Here is a 22003-nt window from a genome sequence, read left to right on the forward strand (position 1 = left end):
TCGCGCTACCGCTGGCGCTCGGACGCCCGGAAAGGGACCCGACCGGGGGGCGGGTCAAATCTCTGAGGCCTTGGACCGAGAAACCGGCGGCTGGACCTCATCTGCGCTAAACCCGCAAAATTTCCTCGCGCGCGAGGCCTCAAGGTTCGATTCCCGAAAGGATGTGACCTCGCCTTTTCGAGGCCGTGAAACAGGCCCAAGCCCGTGCAAACTGTGGGAACGATTGTGGGAACTCGTTTTTCGAAATTCCTGCAACACCCTGCAAACATTGGTGTTTCACGGATGCTATGGCGGAGGAGGTGGGATTCGAACCCACGGTGGGCGTCAACCCACGCCGGTTTTCAAGACCGGTGCAATCAACCGCTCTGCCACTCCTCCGGCGGCGCAGAGGTAGCGCGCCTCCGCTGCCCGTGGCAAGGCGCAGGGGGCCAGATCGATGTGTTTTTTGCGTGGCGGCAGCCGTCAACGCGCCCGCGCGGACGCAGCCCTGGCCCTGCCACGGATGCCGGTTCGAAGGCGGTCAGCGTCCGGCGGGTCGCGGCCGCGTCAGTAGTCACGCTCGTAAAAGAGGCCCAGTCCGGTATCTCCTGTCGAGTCGAGTCGCCCGCGCACGGTGACCGAGGGCGAAACCGACAGCTCAAGGTCGATCGCGGTGCGCCCCGCGGCGTCGATCTCGACATCGGTGTACAGGTTCTCGCCAAGATAGCGGCCAAGCCGCACTCGTGGCCCGCCGGTCTCCGAGGAGGTGACCTCGAGATCGTCGAGGCCGAAGAGCGCGCGAATGCGGTCAACCACGCCGGCACCGCCGGCCCCCGAAAGCGTGGAGATCGCCGATGCCAGCTGTACCGCCTGCAGTGGCGAAAGGTTGGAGATGTCGCGGCCGAACGCGAGGCGGGCGAGAATCTCGTCCTCCGGCAGCGGCGGGCTCGAGGAGATCGTGACCACCGGATCGGAAGCCGATCCTTCCACAAGAACCGCTGCCCGAAGCCCATCGGGGGTGGCTGTTGCCGCGCGCAGGCGCAGAAGCGGATCGAAGCTGCCTCGCAACGTCACCGTCGCCTCCTCCAGCTCGAGGCGGCGGCCGAGAAACTCCATGCGCCCGCGCAGAAGCTGCAGGCCGCCGGTGGGAATCACCTCGTCGACAGTGCCTCCGAGCCGGAGGCTGCCGCCAAACTCGGCATCGACGCCGCGCCCGCGCAGAAACACCCGCGCCGGAGCGCTCACGAGAAGATCGAGCCCAAGCGTCCGGCCCGCGGCGGGTGCCGGGGGGGCGATTTCAAGAAGGCCCGCGCGCAGGAGCGTCTCGCGCACGCGGGCGGGCAGATTGCGGTGCCTCAGGCCGGGAAGCGGCGCAGCGCCGGTGGGAAGCCCCTCGCTGAGCCGCAGCTCGGCGGTGATGACATCCACACGTCCGCCGAGCAGCGCGCGCGTGGCCAGCGGCCCGGTGAGCGTCAGCGCGGCATTTGCGGTCGCCTCCAGAAGCGGCGGCCGCCGGATCACGAGGCCGTCGAGCTGCAGGGTCAGTGCGGCATCATTGGGCGGCGCCAGTCCGATCCGGCCGGCGAGTCCGAAGCGGCCACCGCTGCGCGCCCGTCCCGAAGCCGCGAGCTCCGCGGCACCGTCTGCAATGCGCGCCTCGCCCGAGACGCCCGTCAGCGAGATTTGCAGTGCCGGCAGTGCCGCTCCGGCCTCCGAGAGGCGCAACCTGCCCGAGAGCCCCTCCAGCGCGAGGGGACCGTCGAGCCGCAGGTCGAAATCCGCGCGCCCCGACAGAAGGCGCGGCGCAACGAGACGGTTGGCAAGCGCAAGGGGGGCGGTGCCGGTCATCGACAGCTCCGCGCCGGGAAGGGCAGGGCGGATGCTTCCCACCGCGCGCGCGGCAAGGCCGGCCGGGCCGTTGGCGGCGATGTCGATGCGCCAGCTCCCGTCATCGGAGGTGGCGCCGGCCCGGGCGGTGCCCGCGACGGTGAGCTCACCGGCAAGCCCCGGCGCAACAAGCCCCATGTCGCGCAGCCGCGCTGACACGGCAAACGCGGCCGGAGCTGCTTCCGGCTCGGCCGCCACCGTGGCGGAAAGCTCGCGCGACTCGAGTTTCAGCGCCTCGAGCATGGCGAGGCCCTGCCGCGGGCCGCGCAGACGCGCCGACAGGCGCGCCGTGCCACGCAGCAGCGGATCAAGGAGCGGCTCGGCAAGGGCAAGATCCTGCGCTTCGCCGTCTATCGTGAGCGACCACGCCTTCGCGGTGAAATCGGCGCGGCCCTGCGCCTGGAGACGCGCTGTACCGCTCAGGCTGCGCCCGGCGAGGCCGGAATAGCCGGCAAGGGCCTGCACATCTGCGCGGGCGGTGCCCTCGAGAGCCGCAAGCGCGCCCGAGCGGACCGTTCCGGTACCCTCTGCGGCGAGGCGCGCGCCGCCCGGGCCCTCGCCGCTCAGCCGGATCTGCCAGAGCCCTCCGGCGCCATCGAGGGTGAGCGCGAGCCGCGCGGCACCCGCGAGCCCCGGCGCAAGCGGCGAGACATCGGCAATTTCGGCTTCGAGCCGCGCCGTGCCCTCGGCGCCGGGAAAGTCCGCCACCGCGCGGAGAGTGGCGCGGGCGGTGGCGAACTCGGCGCGCTCGAGGCGCGTGCCGGAGGCGTCGCGGCGGGCTGCGACGGCGAGGCGGCCCTCACCCGAGAGCAGCGGGTCGAGCCGCGCAAGGCCAAGCGTGATGTCGCGGGTGCGGCCTTCCAGGGCGAGATCGAATGCCCCGCCCAGAGGTGCGAGTTTGCCGCGCAGCCGGAGCGTGACGCCGCCGCCGAGCGGGCCGGGCAGGGGAGGTGCAACCACCCCCGACAGGGGCGCAAGATCGTCGATGACGACCGTGAGGTCGAGATCGGCACGTGGCCCCATCGGCGTGGGTGCGCTGTCGCCTTCGGGCGTGAGTATGGCGGCGCCGGTGATGCGCAGCGTGCCGCTGTCAAGCGCGATGTCGGTCAACCGCAGGAGCCCCCCGGCGCTACGCGCGCCGCGGAGCGAAAGCGTGGCATGGGAGCCTGCCGCTGGCGCAAGTTGCGGCGGCAGCAGCTGGCGCAGGTCTCCGGCGATCTCGAGCGTGAAGCGCAGGTCGCCACCCGTCGGCTGCGCGGCAAGCGCGAAGCGGCCCGAGAGGGCCCGTGCCGCGGCGACGTCGAGCGAAAGGTCGGCGGCGAAATCCTCCGGCGTGCCTTCGCCGGCGATTCGCAGGGAAAGGGCGGGCTGGCCGGGCACGCCCAGAAGGCGGGCGGCGATACCGCCCTCGGGCTCGGTCACGCTCATCTCGAGCGCGAGCGATTGGGCCGCGTTGTCATGGCTTGCGCGCAGGCTCACCGCGCCTTCCCGCCCGTCGGTGCGGCGGATGTCGAGCGCGGCGGTTCCTGCGCCGCCGGCCAGGCGGGCGTTGCCGGTGCCGGTCAGCTCCACCGCCTCGCCCAGAACCGGAGGTTCGAGCCGCAGCCGTGCAACGGCCAGCCGCCGGATGTCGATCTCCACCGGGAGCTCGGGAAGGGAAAAGCCGGGCGCCCTTGCCGCCGGCAGGTCGGGCAGCGGTGCGCCGGGGGCGGGTTCCGGCTCGGGCAGGCGGGCAAGGATGATTTCCTCGGCGGCAAGCTCGGCCACCTCGAGTCGGCCGGAAAGAAGTGCGGCGCGGTTCCAGTCGAGCACCGCGCCACGCACCGTCAGCCATACGCCGCGGGCATCGGCGATGGTGAGCGCCTCGAGTTCGGCCCGGCCCGAGAGCGCTCCCCGGAAACCCTCGATGCGGACCTCGCGCCCGGCGGCCGAAAGCCGCGTCTCCAGCCAGCGTTCGAGAAACCCGGCGCCGTCATCGCCGCCTTGCTGCGCCCGCGCCGGCGCGAAGGGCGGGGCGATGGCGGCGAGCAGCAGAAGGAGCGCGGGAAAGAGAAGCTGGCGCATCAGAAGCTCTGCCCTATCCCCAGGTAGATCTGCAGGCCTTGCCCGGTGGTTCCGGCGACGGGGGCGGCGATGTCTAGCCTGATCGGGGCAAAGGCGGTGTGGTACCGCAGACCGATCCCCGCTCCCGCGTGCCAGTTGCCCGAACTTCCCGGCAGCGCGGTGGAGCCGACATGGCCGGCATCGACGAAGGCGACGGCGCCGAAGCGTTCGCCAAGCGGCACCCGCGCTTCGAGTGACAGCGCCAGGAAGCTCAGCCCGCCGGTGGTGGCGCCGCCGCCGAGATCGACCCCGAGCGACTGGTAGGGCTGGCCGCGCACCGTGCCGCCGCCGCCGCTGTGAAACAGGAGGTCGGGCCGCGCGTCGGCCAGCGCAACCCCCGCGAGCGTGCCCGCCTGAAGCCGCCCGGCCAGCACCGTGGCGCCGTCCTCGTCGCCGAGCCGTTGGTAGCCGCGCGCATCGAGCGTTGCCCTGAGCCCGGCGGTGCCATCGTCGAGGGTGATGAAGGGCATCGCCCCGAGGGCAAGGAAATGGCCGCGCGTTGCGTCGAGGCGTTTGTCGCGCCCGTCCCATGTGAGCTGGGCGGGGAGCATCGCCATCGGGTAGCTGCGGGTGCCCAGCGCATCGGTCGCCCGTGTCCACGACAGGGCAATTCCCGCCTCGGCCGAGAGGTTCTCGGTGAAGTCCCGGCCAAGCCCGGCACCGACGCTCACGCCGAGGGAGGTGAAGTCCGGTTCCTCGCGGCGTTCCCCGCCGGCATGGACAAAGCCGCGCGTGTCGGGGCCGTACACCGCCGGCACGTCGAGCCGCGCCGTGAGAGACTGGTCGAGCCCGCCGCTCTGCCCGCCGATGCCGCCGAGCCGGCCGTCGAGCCTGAGGCGCTCGGCTCCACCGAACAGGTTCCGGTGCAGCCAGTAGCCCGAGAGCTCGAGCCCCTCGAAGGAGGAAAGCTCTGCGCCGAAGCCGAGGCGGCGCGGCCTTTCGTCCACCACCGAAAGGAGCATGTCCATGCGATCGCCGGGAGAGAGGGTTTCGGCCTCGCCAAGCGCGACGGTGGCGAAGGCGCCGCTGCGGCGCAGCCGGTCCGCGACGCGGCGGGCCGTGGCCGGGGAGAAGACCTCTCCTTCCGGCAAGCCGGCGATCGCCTCGATGCGCTCGGACCGCACGGCGCTTGGGGTCATCTGCCGCAGCCGTCCGAAGCGCACCCTTGGCCCCGGCTCAATCTCCACCGTCACATCCAGCCGTCGCGCGGCGTGATCGGCAAGCACGCGGTCGCGCGCGGGGCGGGCCTTGGCGTGACCGGCCTCGCGCCATGCCTCCACGGCCTCGCGCACGGCCTCGCGCACCGCGCCGCTTCGCGCCGGCCGGCCGGGCGCGATGGCTTCCGGCAGACCGTGACCGGGGGGCAGCGGGGCAAGGGTGCTGGCGCCGAAGCGGAACGGCGGGCCGGGGTCGACGCGCACGGCGATGGTGTCGATCCGCGCAAGCGGCGCGGTGAGGGGGATGTCGGCCGCCTCGCGTCCATCGATCTGGATGGAAACCACCACCGAGTAATGGCCCTCGGCATAAAGCGCCTCGGTGATGCGCCGGTAGTCGAGCAGGGCGGCGGCGACGAGCTCGCGCGGCGATGTGCGCCCTTCTCGCTCGGCCGCGCGCAGCGCCGAGGCACGCTCGACCGCGGCGCGCAGATGCGCCTCGCGCGAAGCGACCTCGTAGCTCAGTCGCTCGAGCGCCTGCGCTCCGCCGGGTGCCGCTGTCGCGAGGAAGGCGACGAGAAGCGCCCCGAAAGGCGGTCGGATGCGCAAGCCCAGGCGGCGGCGGTGCGGTGTCATCGCGGCTCCCTGCGCGGCGGCTTGCGGGCGCGGCATGCGTGAGTCGCGGACCGGCCCGCCGTGCCGGCAACCTAGCGCCGCGCAGTCCGGAAGGCGACAGTCAGCCGGCGGGGGCACACGGGATTTCGGCCAGGATCCGCCGGGCGGGATCAAGCGGGGGCCGTGCCGCCATCGGCGAGGTGCTCGAGCGCATGGGCGATGTCGCGGGTCTGGACGTAGAGCGCCTTGAACAGGGGATAGAGCGCGCGGTAGGCGGGCAGATCGCGCGGCTCCACGCGGCGTGCCTCGGGGTTCCAGCGGGCGATGTCGCCCTCGTCCACCGCTCCCGCTGCCAGAGCGGCGAGGAAGGCGTCGCCGTAGCTGGCACCGAGGGTGCGCGCGCGGATCCGCTGCATGACTCCCGCCGCATCCGACGTGGCCTGCAGCCAAAGCGTATTCTGCACCCCTCCACCCACGGCAAAGATCCGCTCCGGCGTGGCGCCCGCCTCGGCATATGTTTCGAGCACATGGGCAGTGGCAAAGGCGATGCCCTCGAGAAGCGCCCGATAAAGATGCCCGCGCGTGTGGGTGAGATCGAGACCGAAGAAGGCGCCGCGCGCCTTCGGGTCATGCAGCGGCGTGCGTTCGCCCGAGAAATACGGCATGCACAGGAGCCCGCCCGCGCCCGGCGGGGTGGTCTCCGCCTCGGCGGCCAGGCGGGCAAAGGCCTCGTCGCGGGGCAGGTCGCGGGCGAAGTGGTCACGGAACCAGTGGGTGAGCGTGCCCGAGGTGGCAAGCCCCGCCATCGCCGCGTGCCGGTCGGGAAACAGCCACGGCGCATACCACAGCCGCGCGTCGCGCACGCGCTCGGCCGTGACCTCGATCACGAAGATGGTGGAGCCGTACATGAGCATCATCTCGCCGGGCGCCGCCACGCCCACCGAGACCGCTTCGGCGGCCGCGTCGATGGTGCCACAGGTCACCGGCGTTCCGGCAGCAAGGCCCGTCTCGCGCGCCGCCGCGTCGTTCACATGCCCGGCGATCTCGGCCGACCACATCAGCCGCGGCAGCCGCTCGAGCGGAATGATGTCGGGGGCGAGATCGTCGCACCAGTCGCGGCGTGCGACGTCATAGAGCGGCGCGAAATTCGCCGCCGTGTAGTGGTCGATGACACATTCTCCGGTGAGCTTCATCACCAGGTAGCTCGTCGAGGTCATCACCTTCGCCGCGGCGGCGAAGATCTCGGGGCGGTTGCGCTTGAGCCACAGGATCTTCGGCCCGACAGCCTGGCTCGTGAGCGCGTTGCCGCAGCGCGCGAGAATCCTCTCGGCCCCGATTTCCCCGGTCAGCTCCTCGATCTCGGCGGCCGCGCGGGTATCCACCCCGTAGAGCACCGCGTTCATCAGTGGCCGGCCCGCGGCATCCACCGGCAGCATGCAGGGGCCGATTGCAGAACAGGCGACGGCGGCGATCTCGCCGGGTGCCACGCCGGCCTCGGCGATCAGCGCCCGGGTGATGTGCACGAAGTCGGCCCACCAGTCCTCTTCGGCGCGATGCTCGGCCCAGCCGGGGCGGGGAACGATCATGCGGTGATCGCGCCGTGCCTCGGCGAGCACCCGGCCCGTCTCGTCCACGAGCACGCCCTTGCTCTGATAGGTGCCGATATCGATGCCAAGCGTGCAGCCCATACCGCTCCTCCTAGTGCCGGATCAGATCGAAGCCCGCGCCGATACGGGCGAGAGCGGCGCACAGAAGCGCGGCAAGCGCCTCGAGATCGGCGAGGTCACACATCTCCCGCGCCGAGTGGGAATAGCGCATCGGAAAACCCAGATCGAGCGCCGCCACGCCCTGGCCGACGAGCTGGACGTAACTGAGGTCGGTCAGGACACCCACCTGGGCGCTGCGCTGAAGGGGAATGTTCTCGGCCGCCGCCGTCTCTTCCATGAGCCGCACCAGCGCCGGGTGCGGCAGCACGCCGTTGAGGGTGCCGCGGCCGTGGAAGGAGTAGAGGCTCATCCCCGGCCCGCCACCAAGCCGCATCTCGCCGAGATGGGCCATGTCGGGGGTGTCGGTCGCGAGCATGATGTCGAGCTGGATGGCGATGTCCGGCATCAGTGCCTGGGCGGCGACCAGCGCGCCGCGAAGGTTGAATTCCTCCTGCACCGAGAACACCAGATGCACGGTCGGCCCGCCCGTGCGCCGGCGCAGGGCACGCGCAAGCGCGATGAGCACCGCGCAGCCGGCGCGGTCGTCAACCGCCGTGCCCATGATCCGCCCGTCGCCGATCTCGAGCGCGCGCGGCGCCCAGACCACCGGCGTGCCGATCCTGATGCCGGCCGCCTCCACCGCCGCGCGGGAGGCAAGGCCGACATCCACGAAAACCTCGGCTGTCGGCACCACGCGGAATTTCTCTTCCGGGCCAGTGGCGTGATGGGCCTTGGTCGCGATCACGCCGGGCAGATCGCGGCCCTCGCCGAGCTGCACCAGAACCTCCTGCGCGGCGAGCGCGCGCTCGGGCACGCCGCCCAGCCGCGAGAGCCGCAGGAGTCCGTCATCCTCGATGCGGCGGACGATGAAACCGAGCTGGTCCATGTGCGCGAAGACCATCACCGAGGGGGCCTCCGCCGCGCCGGGAAGCGTCGCGATCAGGTTGCCCAACCGGTCGCCGCGGCTCTCCACGCCGGCGGCGGCAAGACGGGCGCGGATCGCGGTGCGCACCCGGTCCTCGTGGCCGGCCAGGCCGGGCAGGCGCATCAGCGCCATCAGGTCGTCGCGCAGAAGGCTCCGCATCACCGCGGCCTCCGGGCGGCGCGCGCCCTCGCCATGAAGTCGGCGGCGCGCTCGGGGTCGACGGGTGCCCAGGTGTCGCCGTCCACCTTCAGCGCCGATCCGACGATGCATCCGTCGGCAACGGCCAGCACATCGGCCACGGTGTCGTGCTTCACGCCCGTGTTGGCCAGAACCGGCACCTCGGGCAGCACCGCCTTGACCGCCTCCAGGTCGGAAAGCGCGGCGGGCTCGCCGGTGATCTGCCCCGAGACAAGCACCGCGTCGGGGATGGAGGAGAACACCGCCGAGCGTGCCCGGTCGGGAAGCGGGCGGCGGTCGAGGCTGTCGGCGAATTCGGCCGAGACATTGGCGAACATCGCCAGATCGCGCCGGTCGAGCCGGTCACGGTAGCGCATCGCCGCGCCGGCGTCCGGTGACCAGAGCCCCATGTCGGAGGCATAGAGGCCGGTGAGTATCTCGCGCGCGAACGCCGCGCCGGTGGCCGCGGCCAGCGCCACCGTGGCCATCGGATCCCACAGCACATTCACCCCGAACGGGACGGTGATCTCGCTCCTCAGCCGGCCGATGACATAGGCCATGGTCGCGGTCGAGGCGGTGTCGACCTTCAGCTCGTAGGGCCGGTCGTTCTCGTTGCCGAACATCACCGCATCGAAACCGGCCGCCTGCAGCGCCGCGAGATCGGCGCGGGCGGACTCGACAAGCCCTTCGAGCCCCGCCCGGGCGTCGTGAAGGGGCGCGCCGGGGAGGGCGCCCAGATGCACCATGCCGATCACCGGCCTCACGTCGCCGAATATGCTGCGAAACCTGTCCAATGCCGCCTCCCTCGCCCGGATCTGCGCTGCGCGCGCCCTCCCGGGCGGCGCGCTTCGCTCTAGAACCTACCCGATTTCATGTGCACGCCAATCCTGAATATTCTAGCATGTCGGCGACACTGCGTCGGCTCCGGCCGGTGCAGCGGGTGGCAACGGACGCGGCCGGAGAAGCGCGGCGAGGATAGGAGGAACACATATGGCGATTGCGACGCGGCACTGGGACAGACGGCGCGACGGCGGGCTGAGCTTCACCGAACTTGGCATGGGCACGGCGCCGCTGGGCAACCTCTACCGCGCGGTCAGCGACGCGGAGGCGGAGGCGGTGCTCGAGCGCGCCTGGGCGGCGGGCGTGCGCTATTACGACACCGCGCCGCTTTACGGCTTCGGGCTGGCCGAGACGCGGCTCAACCGTTTCCTGCGCGGCAAGCCGCGCGATGAATACGTGCTTTCAACCAAGGTGGGGCGGCTCCTGCGCGCCTGCCCGCCCGACGCCCGTGACGGGGTGGGCAAGTGGTTCGACGTGCCCTCGCGCCAGGAAGTGTACGACTACACCTATGACGGGGTGATGCGCAGCCTGGAGGCCTCGCTCGAACGGCTTGGACTGGACCGGGTGGACATCCTGTTTGCCCATGATCTTGACGTCTTCAACCATGGCACGCGGGAGGCGCTGGAAGGCCGGCTGACCGAGTTCATGGCCGGCGGCTATCGGGCGCTCGTGCATCTGCGCGAGCAGGGGGTGATCCGCGCCTTCGGCGCCGGCGTCAACGAGTGGCAGCCCTGCCAGTGGCTGGCCGAGCGGGGCGATTTCGACCTGTTCCTGCTTGCCGGGCGCTACACGCTGCTCGAACAGGAGGCGCTGGAGAGCTTCCTGCCGCTCTGCGAGAGCCGCGGCATCGGCATCGTCATCGGCGGGCCGTATAATTCGGGCATTCTCGCCACCGGGCCGGTGGAAGGCGCTCACTACAACTACGATCTCGCACCGCCGGAGATTCTCGAGCGCGTCCGGCGGATCGAGGCGGTCTGCGCCCGCCATGGGGTGCGGCTCGTCGATGCGGCCTTCCGCTTTCCGCTCATGCATCCGGCGGTGGTCTCGGTGATACCGGGCGGTCAGGGGATGCCCGAGATGGAGTCGAACCTTGCCGCGCTCGAGGCGAGAATTCCGCCAGCGCTCTGGGCCGATCTCAAGGCCGAGGGGCTGATGCGCCCCGATGCGCCCACCGACGCGCCCACCGCCTGAGGAGGACGGCAGGATGCGGATCGACGCCCATCAGCACTACTGGAACCCCGCCCGCGGCGACTATGGCTGGATGCCGCGCGACAATGCCACGCTCAACCGGGTGTGGCTGCCGCGCGATCTCAGGCCCCATCTCGACCGGCACGGGATTGCCGCCACGGTGCTGGTGCAGGCCGCGCCCAGCGTGCAGGAAACCGAATACATGCTGGGCATCGCCGATGCCACGGACAGCGTCGTCGGCGTCGTGGGCTGGGTGGATTTCGAGCGCCCCGACCAGCGCGCCGAACTCGAGCGGCTCGCGCGCCATCCCAAGTTCAAGGGCGTGCGCCCCATGATCCAGGACATCCCCGATGTGAACTGGATGCTGCGCGACGACGTGCAGTGGGGCTTCCGCGCCGTCTGCGAGCTTGACCTCGCCTTCGATGCCCTCGGCTTTCCTCAGCATCTGGCGAACTTTCTCGAGCTGTTCAGGCGCTACCCGGCGATGCGAGTGGTGATCGATCACTGCATGAAGCCCCGCATCCGCGATCATGCCGCCCGGCCCGAGCTGATGCGCGCATGGGCCGAGGGAATGAGCCGCATTGCGGGCGAGACCGGCGCCTTCGTCAAGCTTTCGGGCCTCGTGACGGAAGCCGCCGAAGGATGGACGCTCGACGATCTTGCCCCCTGCGTGGAGCATGTGCTCAGGGAATTCGGCCCCGAGCGGGTGATGTGGGGCTCGGACTGGCCGGTGTGCCTGTTGCGCGCAAGCTACGACGACTGGCGCGCCGCCGCCGAAGCATTGACGGCGGGGCTTTCCGAGACGGAGCGTGCGCGCGTCTTCGGTGGCACCGCGGCGGCCTTCTACCGGCTTGGGACGTGAAAGAGAGGCGAGACGGCGGGATAGACGGCCGGACAGGCGGGCGGACAGGCGGGCGGAAAGCGGGGGGCGGAAAGCGGGGGGCGGACGCCTCGGCGGGCCTACTTCACCGCCCCCGCCGCCATCCCGCGAATGATGTAGCGCTCGAGCAGGATGCCGATGATCACGAGCGGCAGGATCGCCGCCGTCGCCAGGGCCGCCATTGCCCACCAGTTGATGCCCTGGCTTCCGGTCTGGCTGGCCAGCATCACGGGCAGCGTCTTGGCCTCGGTGGAGGTCAGCAGAGCGGCGAAGAAGTATTCGTTCCAGGTCAGGGTGAGGCTGAGGATGAAGGCCGCCACCATGCCGGGCAGGGCGATCGGCAGAACGATGGTGAGGAACGCCCCCCATACCGACAGCCCGTCGACGAGTGCCGCCTCCTCGAGCTCCACCGGGATCGACTGGAACTGGTCGCGCATGATCCAGATGACGATGGGCAGCACCGTCAGCGTGTAGAGCAGGATCAGCCCGATGCGGGTGTCGAGCAGGTCAAGTTCCTTGTAGAGCACGAGGAAAGGCAGCGCGAGCACCACCGGCGGCAGGATCAGCTGCGACAGGAAGAAGAACGAGATGTCGGGATTGCGCATGAAGCCGAAGCGGTAGCTGAAGCGGCTGAGCCCGTAGGCCGCGCAGGAGCCGAGGATGACGGCAAGGCTCGAGGCGCCGAGCGCGACGATGGCCGAGTTGGTGAAGCGCTTGAGAAACTCGGCCCGCACGGTGCTCTCCTGCCCCCACGTGTCGGGGGAGAGGCCGAGCGAGCGCCAGCCAAGCCATTTCGGCGTGAAGTCCCAGAACGGGATCAGGTTGCCCTTCATCACGTCGGGGGCGGTCTTGAAGCTGGTGGTGATGGTCCAGTAGATCGGGAAAAGGCAGATGACCGTCCACAGGATCAGGATGGCGTAGATGACCAGCCTGCCGCTCCACCAGCGCGCCCTGTAGGCCAGATCGACCGGGTGGTCGTGAAAGATCTGCGTGCCTGACATGCTGTCTGCGCTCCGGGCCTTCAGTATCTGGGGTTCATCCAGCGGTCGACGAGTTTCATGAACACGGTGATGGCGACGACGATCACCACAAGATAGACGAGCGCCAGCAGCGTGCCGTAACCGACGTTCGAGCGGTCGCGGTATTCGCGGAAGATGAAGGAGGTGACGCTGTCGGTCGCGCCGCCCGGGCCGCCGGAGGTGACGTTGATGATGATGTCGGCGAGCTTGAGCTTGAAGATGATGCGGATCAGGATCGCCGTGATCGACACCGGCAGCATCAGCGGAAAGGTCACTTCCCAGAACCGCCGCCAGGCGCTGGCGCCGTCGACCTCCGCGGCCTCGGTCAGCTCGCGCGGAATGGCCTGAAGCCCGGCAAGCAGCATGATCATCATGAAGGGGATGTAGGTCCAGGCATCCATCGCCTCGATGGTGAGCCGGGCGATCAGCGGATCGCCGAAGAACGAGGGCCGCTCCCAGCCGAGTTCGCGGGCGAGCCGGGCGACCGGGCCGAAGCGCACTTCGAGCATCGACTTGCCCACCATCCAGCTCACGGCCACCGGCGAGAGCATGAGCGGCAAGAGAAACGCCACGCGAAAGAACTTGCGTGCCCTGATCTGGCCGGCAAGGATCAATGCAAGGCCGAACGCGATCACATACTCGACCGAGATCATGCCCGTGTACCAGAGCATGTTGCGCATGGCGTTCCAGTAGAACGGATCGCTCAGCATCTGGCGGAAGTTGTCGAGCCCGTTGAAGCGCGGGCCGCTGAGCGAGGAGAGGTTCCAGTCAGACAGCGCGATGGCGACGGCGAAGATCAGCGGAAACACCACCATCGCCACCACGAACAGCACCGCGGGCAGGATGAAGAGCGCCCGCTTTCCGCGCTCGCCGCGGGTGAGCACCTGGGCGGTGCAGAAGGCCACCGCCCAGGCGAGATAGGCATAGAGCGCCGGGCGCCAGTTCGGCACGTCAAGCGCGATGAGCCCGAAGCGGCCGAGCGCGAGCAGGGCGAAGACGGCGACCATGACCGCCGCCCCGCCCCAGACGAGCACCGCACCGAGACGGCGGCGCCAGGGCGCAATCCTGTCCTCGAACACCACATGCAGCCGGTCGCCCATGTCGTGCCTGCCTGCGCTCATCGTCCGCCGCTCCGTTCCATCACGTTCAGCCCGGTTGCAGTCCCGTCACCCTGTCGCCGGGCTCAGAGCCCGAGCGAGGCGCGGTAGAGCTTCAGCTGCTGCTCGCGGCCGATCTGATCGGTGATCTTCTCCCAGGCGGCGGCGATGGCATCGGCCGTCTCCTGGGCAGAGGCGTACTGCCCGGCGAAGCCCTTCGCGAGCTCGTCCTCGGCCACCGAGTAGTACTGGAAGATGCCGGGAATGCGCGGCTCGATGGCGGCGTTCGGGTGGTTGTAGCTGTCGCGGTTCGAGCCGAGGTAATCCTCGATGAAGGCGCGGTCGTAGCCCGCCGCTTCCCACTCGTCGTAATTGAAGTGCGAGTTGCGGTAGGGCTGGAAGCCCGACGGATAGGCCGACGCCCAGAGCGAGATGTCCTTGCCGCCCAGATGCGCCGCCGCCGACCATGCGGCCTTCTTCTTCTTCGGGTCGCCATCGACCGTGGCCATGACGTAGATGCCCCAGCCGATGTAGGCCATGTTCGGCGCCTCGTTGTATTCGTTCACCCACTGGCCCGTCGCGCGGTCATAGTAGCGTTCGGAGCCGGGGTTGATGCCGAAGCCGACGACGTCGCCCACCACCGAGGTGTCGGAGGTGCGCGCATTCGAACCCACGTCGCCCCACCACATCAGCATCGAGCCGGTGCCGGCCAGGAACTGCTGGAAGGCGGTGGTGCCCGGATCGGCGTTGATCTGGTCGGGCGGGTAGACGTCGGCGGCGATCAGGTCCATCACGTCCTGGATCGCCTGCACCCAGCCGGGGGTGTTGACGAGCGGCTTCATCGTGTCGGGGTCGAACAGCCACACCGGGTCGCCCGGCTTCTTCACGTAGGCGGTGGCGCGGTTCTCGATGAAGTAGAAGCCGAAGCCGCCCCAGCCCTTCAGCGGGTCGAGATAGCCGTAGGCCTCGAGCCCGGTGAGCGGGTCGGTCTTGCCCTTGAGCGCCTTGGTGATCTCGTTGACCTCCTGCCATGTTTTCGGCACATCGCGCCCCGTCACCGAACCCGGGCCGAAATAGTCGGTGCGATAGGCGAAGGTGTGGCAGTCGCCGTCGATCGAGACGCGGTGGGTCTTCCCGTTCCAGGTGCCGACCGGCGCCTTGAGGTAATCGACGTAGTCATCCATGTCGATGATGTCGGCGACCCATCCCGGCATCTCCGAGGCCATGCCGCGGCCCAGCACGTCGCCCTCGAAGGGCGCGCCCATCTCGAGGATGTCAAAATCGACCGTGCCGGTGGCGATGGACTGCTGCAGGCGGGCGTTGTAGTCGGCCTGAGCGAGGTCGATCCAGTTGATCTTGGCGCCGGTATATCTCTCCCACGGCTTGAGGAAGCCGCGGAACAGGAAGTTGTGCAGGTTCTGGTTGTTGAGCCCCATGAAGGTGAGCTCGACGCCCTTGAACTCGCCTTCTGCGACCACCTCCTTGACGGGGCCCATGCACATCTCGCCGACCTTCTGCCAGTCGGCATCGGTGGGGCTGCCCATGCCCACGCCCGGGATCTTCAGGATCGCGGCGCGCAGCGACTCATGCGCCGCGGCCCAGGCCGGACGGACGCTGACACCCGTGGACACGCCCGAGAAGGCCGCGACCGCTCCGGTTGCCGCCGCGCCCTTGAGCATGTTGCGCCGGCTGATCTTGCCGGCCTTCATCATCGCTTCGTAGATCTCGCGTCTCATTGGTCTCTCCTCCCAAACGCCGGGGTGCCATGACCCCCGGTCCTCTCGCCCGGCCCGCACGCCGAGCATGCGCGGGGCCGCGGCAGTTTCGCGTTGTCGTGCCTTCAGCCGCCCGTCACGGGCAGGCCCACGGGAAGGCCCTCGTGAACTGTCTCAGTCGACCCCCCGGCCTGTCAAGAGGTTGACATGTTAGCATGACAATGCGTGGACACGGCGCCGCCGCTGTGCCTATTCTCGAGCCGGGAAGGCAACATCGGCGCGCGGGAGGAAGCATGGCCGAAGTCACGATACGCGAGGTGCGCAAGACCTATGGCGCGATGGAGGTCATCCACGGCCTCAGCTTCGACATCGCCGACGGCGAGTTCATGGTGCTGGTCGGGCCATCCGGGTGCGGAAAGTCGACGCTTCTGCGCATGATCGCGGGGCTTGAGGAGATCAGCGCCGGCACCATCGCCATCGGCGGACGGGTGGTGAACGGGCTCCCGCCCTCCAAACGCGACATCGCCATGGTGTTTCAGAACTATGCGCTCTACCCGCACAAGACGGTGGCGGCGAACATGGCCTTCAGCCTGCGGATGCGCGGGATGGACAAGGCCGAGATCGAGCGGCGCGTGCGCGACGCGGCGGCGATTCTCGGACTCACCGACTATCTCGACCGCTATCCGCGCGCGCTGTCGGGCGGGCAGCGCCAGCGCGTGGCCATGGGGCGGGCGATCGTGCGCGATCCGCAGGTGTTCCTGTTCGACGAGCCGTTGTCGAACCTCGACGCCAAGCTCAGGGTGCAGATGCGCGCCGAGATCCGCGAGTTGCACCAGCGGCTGCGCACCACCACCGTCTACGTCACCCACGATCAGATCGAGGCCATGACCATGGCTGACCGGATCGTGGTGATGAACGCCGGCCATATCGAGCAGATCGGCGCGCCGCTCGAACTTTACGACCGGCCGGCGAACCGGTTCGTCGCCGGCTTCATCGGCTCGCCCTCCATGAACTTCATCGGCGCGCGCATCGCCGGGGAGGGCGGGGCGCCGGTGGCCGACATCGGGGGCGTCAACCTCCCCCTCGAGCCTGGGCCGGGAATCGAGCCCGGGCGCGAGGTGGTGCTCGGTATCCGCCCCGAGCACCTGCAGCTCGCCGATTCGGGCATCGCCGTGACGGTGGCGGTGGTGGAGCCGACCGGCTCGGAAACCCATGTTGTCACGCGTCACGGCGATGACGAGATCGTCGCCGTGTTCCGCGAGCGGCACCGCTTCGGAGTTGGCCAGAAGCTGCATCTGCGCCCCGCGCCCGGCATGATACATGTCTTCGATGCCGGCCCCGGCGGCGCACGGCTTGGCGGGCAGGGCGGCCGAGACGCCGGCTGAGATGCAAACGCGAAGGGAGGAGACAGGGAATGCTCAAGGGAATCGACCCCCGGCTCAACGCCGATGTGCTCTATGCGCTCCGGGCGATGGGCCATGGCGATCTTCTGGTGATCGCGGACGCCAACTTTCCGTCGGACTCGGTGGCGCGCCACACGGTGCTGGGTGAGCTTCTGCGCATGGACAATCTGACCGCGGCCGAGGCCGTCGAGGCGATTCTTTCGGTGTTTCCGCTTGACACCTTCGTGGATGATTTCGCCGGGCGCATGGAAATCGTCGGCGAGCCCGACACCATCCCGCCGGTGCAGGCCGAGGTGCAGGCCGCCATCGATGCCGCCGAGGGCCGGCACCGGCCCATGGTCGGCATCGAGAGGTTTGCCTTCTACGATCTCGCCCGAACCGCCTATGCTGTGATCCAGACCGGGGAGAGGCGCTTTTACGGCTGCTTCACCCTGCGCAAGGGCGTGATCCCGCCCGAGGGGGAAGATTGACGCGGCTGCGATGAGGAGGGCCCAGAAATGACCGGCAAGCCCGTTGCGATTCTCGGCGTTTTCGTCGCCGACACCGCCTATCGCGCCGAGCGCCAGCCGCGGATGGGCGAGACCATACTCGGCCGTGCCTTCGCGCTCGGGCCCGGAGGCAAGGGGTCGAACCAGGCGGTGGCGGCGGCGCGTGCGGGGGGCAATGTGCGCATGCTCACCAAGCTCGGGCGCGACACCTTCGCCGAGATGGCCCTGCAGACCTGGGCCGAGGCAGGGGTGAAACCCGAGGTGACCCGGCACGCCGAGGGCTACACCGGCGCGGCCTACATCTTTGTCGAGGAGGCGACAGGCGAGAACGCCATCATCGTCTGTCCCGGCATCGCCCGCACCATCTCGCCGCAGGATGTGGAGCGCTGGAGGGAGGCGATCGCCACGTCGGGCGTGTTCATGACCCAGCTCGAGCAGCCGCTCGACGCGGCCCAGCGGGCGCTGGCGATCGCGCGTGAGGCGGGGGCGGTGACCATTCTCAACCCCGCGCCCGCCGCGCCGTTGCCTGCCGGCATGCTGGCACTGTGCGACTACGTCACCCCCAACGAGTCGGAGGCCGAGGCGCTGACCGGCGTGAGCGTGGCCAGCCTCTCCGATGCCGAGCGCGCCGCCGATGCGCTGCTGGCGCAGGGTGCGCGCGCGGCGGTGATCACGCTGGGCGAGCGCGGCGCGCTCTACCGCGATGGCGCGCGCACGGTGCATGTGCCCGCCTTCGACGCCGGCCCGGTGGTGGAGACAACCGGCGCGGGCGACGCCTTCAACGGCGGTTTCGCCGTTGCCCTGTCGGAGGGCGCCGACCCCGTGGAAGCGGTGCGCTTCGGCTGCGCGACGGCGGCGATTTCGGTCACCCGGCCCGGCACCGCGCCGTCGATGCCGCGCCGTGAGGAGATCGAGGCGCTCCTGTCCGGCGCCGGCGGGTGAGCGCGGCGGGGCCTGTCGCGCAATCGTCGCCGATCCGTCACACGGCCATTACGGGGTGCGGGCATCCTCCGGTCGCCAGCCACAACCGGAGGACAACATGCTGCGACATCTCACCTTTGGAACTCTCGTGCTCGCCGCCGCGCCGGCGCTGTCGCAGGGGATCGAGGGCATCAGCTACGGCCCGCGCCCCTTCTACCTGATCGACCGGATGGCCGAGGGGCCGCTGAAGGAGCGGCTTCTGTCATGTGCGGGGCAGACGCCGCGGACAACCCGGTTTTCCATCGGCCATCGCGGCGCGCCGCTGCAGTTTCCCGAGCATACGGTTGAATCGAACCTTGCGGCGGCGCGGATGGGCGCGGGCATCCTCGAATGCGATGTCACCTTCACCAAGGATCTGGAGCTGGTGTGCCGTCACGCCCAGAACGACCTGCACACCACCACGAACATTCTCGCTACGCCGCTTGCCGAAACCTGCATCACCCCCTTCACCCCCGCCACAGGCGACGAGCCGGCGAAGGCGGAGTGCCGCACTTCGGAAATCACGCTCGAGGAGTTCCGCACCCTGACCCCGAAGATGGACGCCGCCGACCGAACCGCCACCACCGTGGAAGCCTACATGCGCGGCACCCCCGACTGGCGGACCGAGCTCTATGCCGCCGAACCGGCGACGCTGATGACTCATGCCGAGTCGATCGAACTGTTCCGCTCCCTCGGCGCGAAGTTCACGCCCGAACTGAAGGCGCCCGCGGTCGAGATGCCCTTCAACGGCTTCACGCAGCAGGACTATGCGCAGAAGCTGGTCGACGAATACAAGGCCGCCGGCATACCGCCTTCGGATGTCTGGCTGCAGTCGTTCAATCTCGACGACATCCTCTACTGGATCGAGAACGAGCCCGAATTCGGCGCGCAGGCCGTGTATCTGATGGACGAATACAACATCGAGGGATACTCGCCGATGGATCCGGCGACGTGGCCGCACAGCATGGAAGAGCTCAAGGCCATGGGCGTGAACTACATCGCGCCGCCGACCTGGATGCTGGTGACGCTGGAAGAGGGGCGGATCGTGCCCTCGGAGCTGGCACGGCGCGCCAAGGCCGCGGGCCTGAAGATCATCACCTGGACGCTGGAGCGTTCCGGCCCGCTCGTCGAGGGCGGCGGCTGGTATTACCAGTCGATTGGCGACGTCGTGAACAGCGACGGCATGATGTACGAGCTGATCGATGTGCTGGCGCAGGATGTCGGGGTCGAGGGCATCTTCTCCGACTGGCCGGCGACGGTCACCTATTACGCCAACTGCATGGGTCTCGACTGAGCCGATGCGGCACGGGCCTGCCTGCATGGGCGGGCCCTGAGGCGCCCCCGCCCCGGATCCCGGGCGAGGGCGCCTTGCCTTTCAGCCCAGGCTCAGATGATCGCGTGGCGCATCCGGGCCGACACCCATTCGCTGACCACCACGGTGGCAAGGATCAAGAGCAGGATGACCGTTACCTGGCTCCAGGCCAGAACGTTCAGCGAGGCCTGCAGCTTCAGCCCGATGCCGCCCGCCCCGACCAGCCCCAGGATCGTGCTTTCGCGGATGTTGATGTCCCACCGGAAAACGGTGATGCCCCAGAAGGCCGGCATGATCTGCGGCACGATGCCGTAGTTCAGCACCTGCGCGGGGCTGGCGCCGGTGGCCTCGATGGCTTCGATCTGGCTCTGGTCGGTTTCCTCGATCGCCTCGTAGAGCAGCTTGCCCACGAAGCCGATCGAGCGCAGCGCGATCGCCACGATCCCGGCCAGAAGCCCCGGCCCGATGATCGCCACCAGAAGCAGAGCCCAGATCAGCGAGTTGATCGAGCGCGAGGCCACGATGACGAACAGTGCCAGCGGGCGCAGAAAGCGGGCCGAAGGCGTGGTGTTGCGCGCCGCCAGAAAGGCCACCGGCACGGCCATGACAACGCCGCCGATCGTGCCCAGCGTCGCGATGTTGATCGTGTCCCACAGCGGGCGCCACAGCTCGCCCAGATAGGACCATCGGGGCGGCACCATCCGGCTTGCAATGTCGGCGGCCTGGCGCGGCGCGTCGGCGACGAAGAACCAGATCGTGTCGCGCGTCATGACCTGCCAGCACCAGACGAACAGCGCCACCAGCGCCAGCCAGCCGACCCACATGAACAGGCGCGTGCGGGGCGTGCGATGGGACCAGACCTGGGAGTGATGGGTGATTTCGGTCATTGCAGGTATTTCCGCAGATGGCTGGAGCCGTATTCGGCCACCATGACGATGGCGATGATGATCAGCAGGATCGCCCCGGCGCTGTCATATTCATAGCGGTCGATCGCGGTGTTCAGCGTGGCCCCGATGCCGCCCGCGCCGACGATGCCGATGACCGCGCTTTCGCGAAAGTTGATGTCCAGCCGGTAGAGCGACAGCCCGGTCAGCCGCGGCATGACCTGCGGCTGGACGGCATAGTTGATGACCTGCGCCCAGCTGGCGCCGGTGGACCGGATCGCCTCGACCTGGCCGGCGTCGATATCCTCGATATCCTCGGCCAGAAGCTTCGACAGAAAGCCGATCGTGGCAAAGCTGAGCGTCAGGAAGCCCGCGAAGGGGCCGAAGCCGAACATGGCGACAAGAAAGATCGCCACGATGACCTCCTGCAGCGCGCGGCTGACCGCGATGATGCCCCGGCACAGGTAATAGACCGGGCGGGGGGCAAGGTTGCGCGCCGCGCCGATCCCGATCGGGACCGAGATCGCCACCCCGACGACGGTCGAGGTCAGCGTCATGGTCAGGCTTTCGGTCAGGCCCTGTGCAATGTCGTTCCAGCGACTGGAGAAATCGGGCCGCAGGAAGCCCAGCACGAAGTTCCACCCGCGATCCAGACCTTCGTAGACCCGCGCCCAGTTCACCTCGACGGTGGAGATCGCCAGCGCCAGATAGACGACGATGCCCAGCCGCACCGCGAGGCGCCAGCGCCGGTCGCGGATGATCTGCGGCGGGCGCCGCCATGTGGTGGGATAGGCGGATGGGGTCATTGCGCCAGCGCCTCCATGCGCTCGCGCGCCTCGGCCTCGGCGCGGGCCTGTTCCTCGTCGCCGCGGCGCATGGCGTTCCAATCCTCCTCGCCATAGATGCGGGTCAGCACCTCGTGGGTCAGCGCCTCGGGTGGTCCGTCAAAGACGATGCGGCCCGCGCGCAGGCCGACGATGCGCTGCATGAACTGCTGGGCCAGCGGCACGTCGTGGATGTTCACGATGGCGGGCAGGCCGCGTTCGGCGCAGATCTCGGTCAGAAGCCGCATGATCTGGCGGCTGGTCTTGGGGTCCAGACTGGCGGTCGGCTCATCGACCAGCAGCAGCTCGGGTTCTTGCGCCAGCGCCCGCGCGATGCCGACGCGCTGGCGCTGGCCGCCGGACAGCGCATCGGCCCGCTTGTCGGCATGGTCGAGAAGGCCCACCCGGTCGAGCAGCGCAAAGGCGCGCTGGATGTCCTGCGGCGGGAAACGGCGCGTGAAACTGCGCCAGAAGGACACGTAGCCCAGGCGCCCCGACAGGACGTTTTCCATCACCGTCAGGCGCTCGACCAGGGCGTATTCCTGAAAGATCATGCCGATCCGGCGGCGCTGGCGGCGCAGCTCGGCCTTGCCCAGCGTCACCAGGTTGACATCGCCCAGCCAGACCGCGCCGGCCGTCGGCTCTACCAGCCGGTTGATGCAGCGGATCAGTGTGGACTTGCCCGCGCCAGACGGGCCGATCAGGCCGAGGATCTGGCCTTTGGGCACCTCCAGCGACACGTCGGAAAGCGCGGTGTCGCCGGTGCGATAGGTCTTCGACAGGCTTTCGATTCTGAGCATCACCCCTCCAATGGAAGATGCGGGCCGCCCGTGGTGGGCCGCCCGCG

The 22003-nt window shown here is 69.2% G+C and carries 17 protein-coding genes and 1 tRNA gene; 6 read left to right on the forward strand and 12 right to left on the reverse strand.

All coding sequences use genetic code 11. The annotated features are described in order from the left end of the window. Positions 1-288: 288 nt before the first annotated feature. The 6 genes from BLQ14_RS01215 to BLQ14_RS01240 all read right to left on the reverse strand — a co-directional run bounded on the left by BLQ14_RS01215 (position 289) and on the right by BLQ14_RS01240 (position 9340). Positions 289-378 (reverse strand) — tRNA-Ser (locus BLQ14_RS01215). Positions 379-546: 168 nt separating this feature from the next. Beyond that, positions 547-3930, reverse strand: coding sequence for a translocation/assembly module TamB domain-containing protein (locus BLQ14_RS01220; protein WP_092497370.1), 3384 nt, complete (start codon positions 3928-3930; stop codon positions 547-549). Then, a complete protein-coding gene (locus BLQ14_RS01225; protein ID WP_170068377.1) occupies positions 3930-5759 on the reverse strand; it encodes an autotransporter assembly complex protein TamA in 1830 nt (609 codons plus the stop codon). The genes BLQ14_RS01220 and BLQ14_RS01225 overlap by 1 nt, the downstream gene beginning before the upstream one ends. Positions 5760-5908: 149 nt before the next feature. Further along, the gene (locus BLQ14_RS01230) at positions 5909-7426 is read right to left on the reverse strand and encodes an FGGY-family carbohydrate kinase (protein WP_092497374.1); all 1518 of its coding nucleotides are present in this window, start codon (positions 7424-7426) and stop codon (positions 5909-5911) included. 10 nt (positions 7427-7436) lie between these two features. Next, positions 7437-8528, reverse strand: a complete 1092-nt coding sequence (locus BLQ14_RS01235; protein WP_092497376.1) for a M42 family metallopeptidase — start codon at positions 8526-8528, stop codon at positions 7437-7439. Further along, on the reverse strand, positions 8528-9340 hold the full coding sequence (locus BLQ14_RS01240) for a BtpA/SgcQ family protein (protein WP_092497378.1): 813 nt from the start codon (positions 9338-9340) through the stop codon (positions 8528-8530). Before BLQ14_RS01240 ends, BLQ14_RS01235 begins: the two co-directional genes overlap by 1 nt. A gap of 196 nt (positions 9341-9536) precedes the next feature. Between BLQ14_RS01240 and BLQ14_RS01245 the strand changes: the two genes are divergently transcribed. Both BLQ14_RS01245 and BLQ14_RS01250 read left to right on the forward strand, forming a co-directional pair. After that, on the forward strand, positions 9537-10577 hold the full coding sequence (locus BLQ14_RS01245; RefSeq protein ID WP_092497380.1) for an aldo/keto reductase: 1041 nt from the start codon (positions 9537-9539) through the stop codon (positions 10575-10577). A 13-nt stretch (positions 10578-10590) separates the two neighbouring features. Next, positions 10591-11436, forward strand: a complete 846-nt coding sequence (locus tag BLQ14_RS01250) for an amidohydrolase family protein (RefSeq protein ID WP_092497382.1) — start codon at positions 10591-10593, stop codon at positions 11434-11436. Positions 11437-11534: 98 nt separating this feature from the next. On the opposite strand, the gene BLQ14_RS01255 is transcribed toward BLQ14_RS01250, so the two are convergent. The 3 genes from BLQ14_RS01255 to BLQ14_RS01265 all read right to left on the reverse strand — a co-directional run bounded on the left by BLQ14_RS01255 (position 11535) and on the right by BLQ14_RS01265 (position 15306). Beyond that, entirely contained in the window at positions 11535-12455 is a 921-nt protein-coding gene (locus tag BLQ14_RS01255) for a carbohydrate ABC transporter permease (RefSeq protein WP_092497384.1), read from the reverse strand. Positions 12456-12475: 20 nt separating this feature from the next. Continuing rightward, positions 12476-13594: a carbohydrate ABC transporter permease gene (locus BLQ14_RS01260; protein WP_211295342.1), complete on the reverse strand. Its 1119-nt coding sequence runs from the start codon at positions 13592-13594 to the stop codon at positions 12476-12478. A 62-nt stretch (positions 13595-13656) separates the two neighbouring features. Then, complete coding sequence (locus BLQ14_RS01265; protein ID WP_092497388.1) at positions 13657-15306, reverse strand: ABC transporter substrate-binding protein; 1650 nt, start codon at positions 15304-15306, stop codon at positions 13657-13659. Between the two features lie 272 nt (positions 15307-15578). Between BLQ14_RS01265 and BLQ14_RS01270 the strand changes: the two genes are divergently transcribed. The 4 genes from BLQ14_RS01270 (at position 15579) to BLQ14_RS01285 (ending at position 19430) form a co-directional block, all read left to right on the forward strand. After that, entirely contained in the window at positions 15579-16670 is a 1092-nt protein-coding gene (locus BLQ14_RS01270; protein ID WP_092497390.1) for an ABC transporter ATP-binding protein, read from the forward strand. 29 nt (positions 16671-16699) lie between these two features. After that, complete coding sequence (locus BLQ14_RS01275) at positions 16700-17158, forward strand: RbsD/FucU family protein (protein ID WP_092497392.1); 459 nt, start codon at positions 16700-16702, stop codon at positions 17156-17158. A 27-nt stretch (positions 17159-17185) separates the two neighbouring features. Next, positions 17186-18118: a ribokinase gene (gene rbsK, locus BLQ14_RS01280; RefSeq protein WP_092497394.1), complete on the forward strand. Its 933-nt coding sequence runs from the start codon at positions 17186-17188 to the stop codon at positions 18116-18118. Positions 18119-18215: 97 nt separating this feature from the next. Next, positions 18216-19430: a glycerophosphodiester phosphodiesterase family protein gene (locus BLQ14_RS01285; RefSeq protein WP_092497396.1), complete on the forward strand. Its 1215-nt coding sequence runs from the start codon at positions 18216-18218 to the stop codon at positions 19428-19430. 92 nt (positions 19431-19522) lie between these two features. On the opposite strand, the gene phnE (BLQ14_RS01290) is transcribed toward BLQ14_RS01285, so the two are convergent. Genes phnE (BLQ14_RS01290) through phnC form a run of 3 tightly spaced genes read right to left on the reverse strand, consistent with a single transcriptional unit; the run spans position 19523 to position 21956 of the window. Next, a complete protein-coding gene (phnE, locus tag BLQ14_RS01290) occupies positions 19523-20335 on the reverse strand; it encodes a phosphonate ABC transporter, permease protein PhnE (RefSeq protein ID WP_092497398.1) in 813 nt (270 codons plus the stop codon). Continuing rightward, positions 20332-21138 (reverse strand): phosphonate ABC transporter, permease protein PhnE, encoded by an 807-nt coding sequence (gene phnE / locus BLQ14_RS01295; protein WP_092497400.1) that lies wholly within the window; start codon positions 21136-21138, stop codon positions 20332-20334. The genes phnE (BLQ14_RS01290) and phnE (BLQ14_RS01295) overlap by 4 nt, the downstream gene beginning before the upstream one ends. After that, positions 21135-21956 (reverse strand): phosphonate ABC transporter ATP-binding protein, encoded by an 822-nt coding sequence (gene phnC / locus BLQ14_RS01300; RefSeq protein ID WP_092497402.1) that lies wholly within the window; start codon positions 21954-21956, stop codon positions 21135-21137. Before phnC ends, phnE (BLQ14_RS01295) begins: the two co-directional genes overlap by 4 nt. Positions 21957-22003 lie beyond the last annotated feature (47 nt).

Source organism: Meinhardsimonia xiamenensis, assembly GCF_900102905.1.
Taxonomy (GTDB): domain Bacteria; phylum Pseudomonadota; class Alphaproteobacteria; order Rhodobacterales; family Rhodobacteraceae; genus Meinhardsimonia; species Meinhardsimonia xiamenensis.

Bases quoted from the DNA above. Each gene is read 5' to 3' on its own strand.
- BLQ14_RS01275 (WP_092497392.1), top strand. From the start codon at position 16,700: ATGCTCAAGGGAATCGACCCCCGGCTCAACGCCGATGTGCTCTATGCG.
- rbsK (WP_092497394.1), top strand. From the start codon at position 17,186: ATGACCGGCAAGCCCGTTGCGATTCTCGGCGTTTTCGTCGCCGACACC.
- BLQ14_RS01230 (WP_092497374.1), bottom strand. From the start codon at position 7,426: ATGGGCTGCACGCTTGGCATCGATATCGGCACCTATCAGAGCAAGGGC.
- phnE (WP_092497398.1), bottom strand. From the start codon at position 20,335: ATGACCGAAATCACCCATCACTCCCAGGTCTGGTCCCATCGCACGCCC.
- BLQ14_RS01260 (WP_211295342.1), bottom strand. From the start codon at position 13,594: ATGAGCGCAGGCAGGCACGACATGGGCGACCGGCTGCATGTGGTGTTC.
- BLQ14_RS01245 (WP_092497380.1), top strand. From the start codon at position 9,537: ATGGCGATTGCGACGCGGCACTGGGACAGACGGCGCGACGGCGGGCTG.
- BLQ14_RS01225 (WP_170068377.1), bottom strand. From the start codon at position 5,759: ATGACACCGCACCGCCGCCGCCTGGGCTTGCGCATCCGACCGCCTTTC.
- BLQ14_RS01255 (WP_092497384.1), bottom strand. From the start codon at position 12,455: ATGTCAGGCACGCAGATCTTTCACGACCACCCGGTCGATCTGGCCTAC.
- phnE (WP_092497400.1), bottom strand. From the start codon at position 21,138: ATGACCCCATCCGCCTATCCCACCACATGGCGGCGCCCGCCGCAGATC.
- BLQ14_RS01250 (WP_092497382.1), top strand. From the start codon at position 10,591: ATGCGGATCGACGCCCATCAGCACTACTGGAACCCCGCCCGCGGCGAC.
- BLQ14_RS01265 (WP_092497388.1), bottom strand. From the start codon at position 15,306: ATGAGACGCGAGATCTACGAAGCGATGATGAAGGCCGGCAAGATCAGC.
- phnC (WP_092497402.1), bottom strand. From the start codon at position 21,956: ATGCTCAGAATCGAAAGCCTGTCGAAGACCTATCGCACCGGCGACACC.
- BLQ14_RS01220 (WP_092497370.1), bottom strand. From the start codon at position 3,930: ATGCGCCAGCTTCTCTTTCCCGCGCTCCTTCTGCTGCTCGCCGCCATC.
- BLQ14_RS01270 (WP_092497390.1), top strand. From the start codon at position 15,579: ATGGCCGAAGTCACGATACGCGAGGTGCGCAAGACCTATGGCGCGATG.
- BLQ14_RS01285 (WP_092497396.1), top strand. From the start codon at position 18,216: ATGCTGCGACATCTCACCTTTGGAACTCTCGTGCTCGCCGCCGCGCCG.
- BLQ14_RS01235 (WP_092497376.1), bottom strand. From the start codon at position 8,528: ATGCGGAGCCTTCTGCGCGACGACCTGATGGCGCTGATGCGCCTGCCC.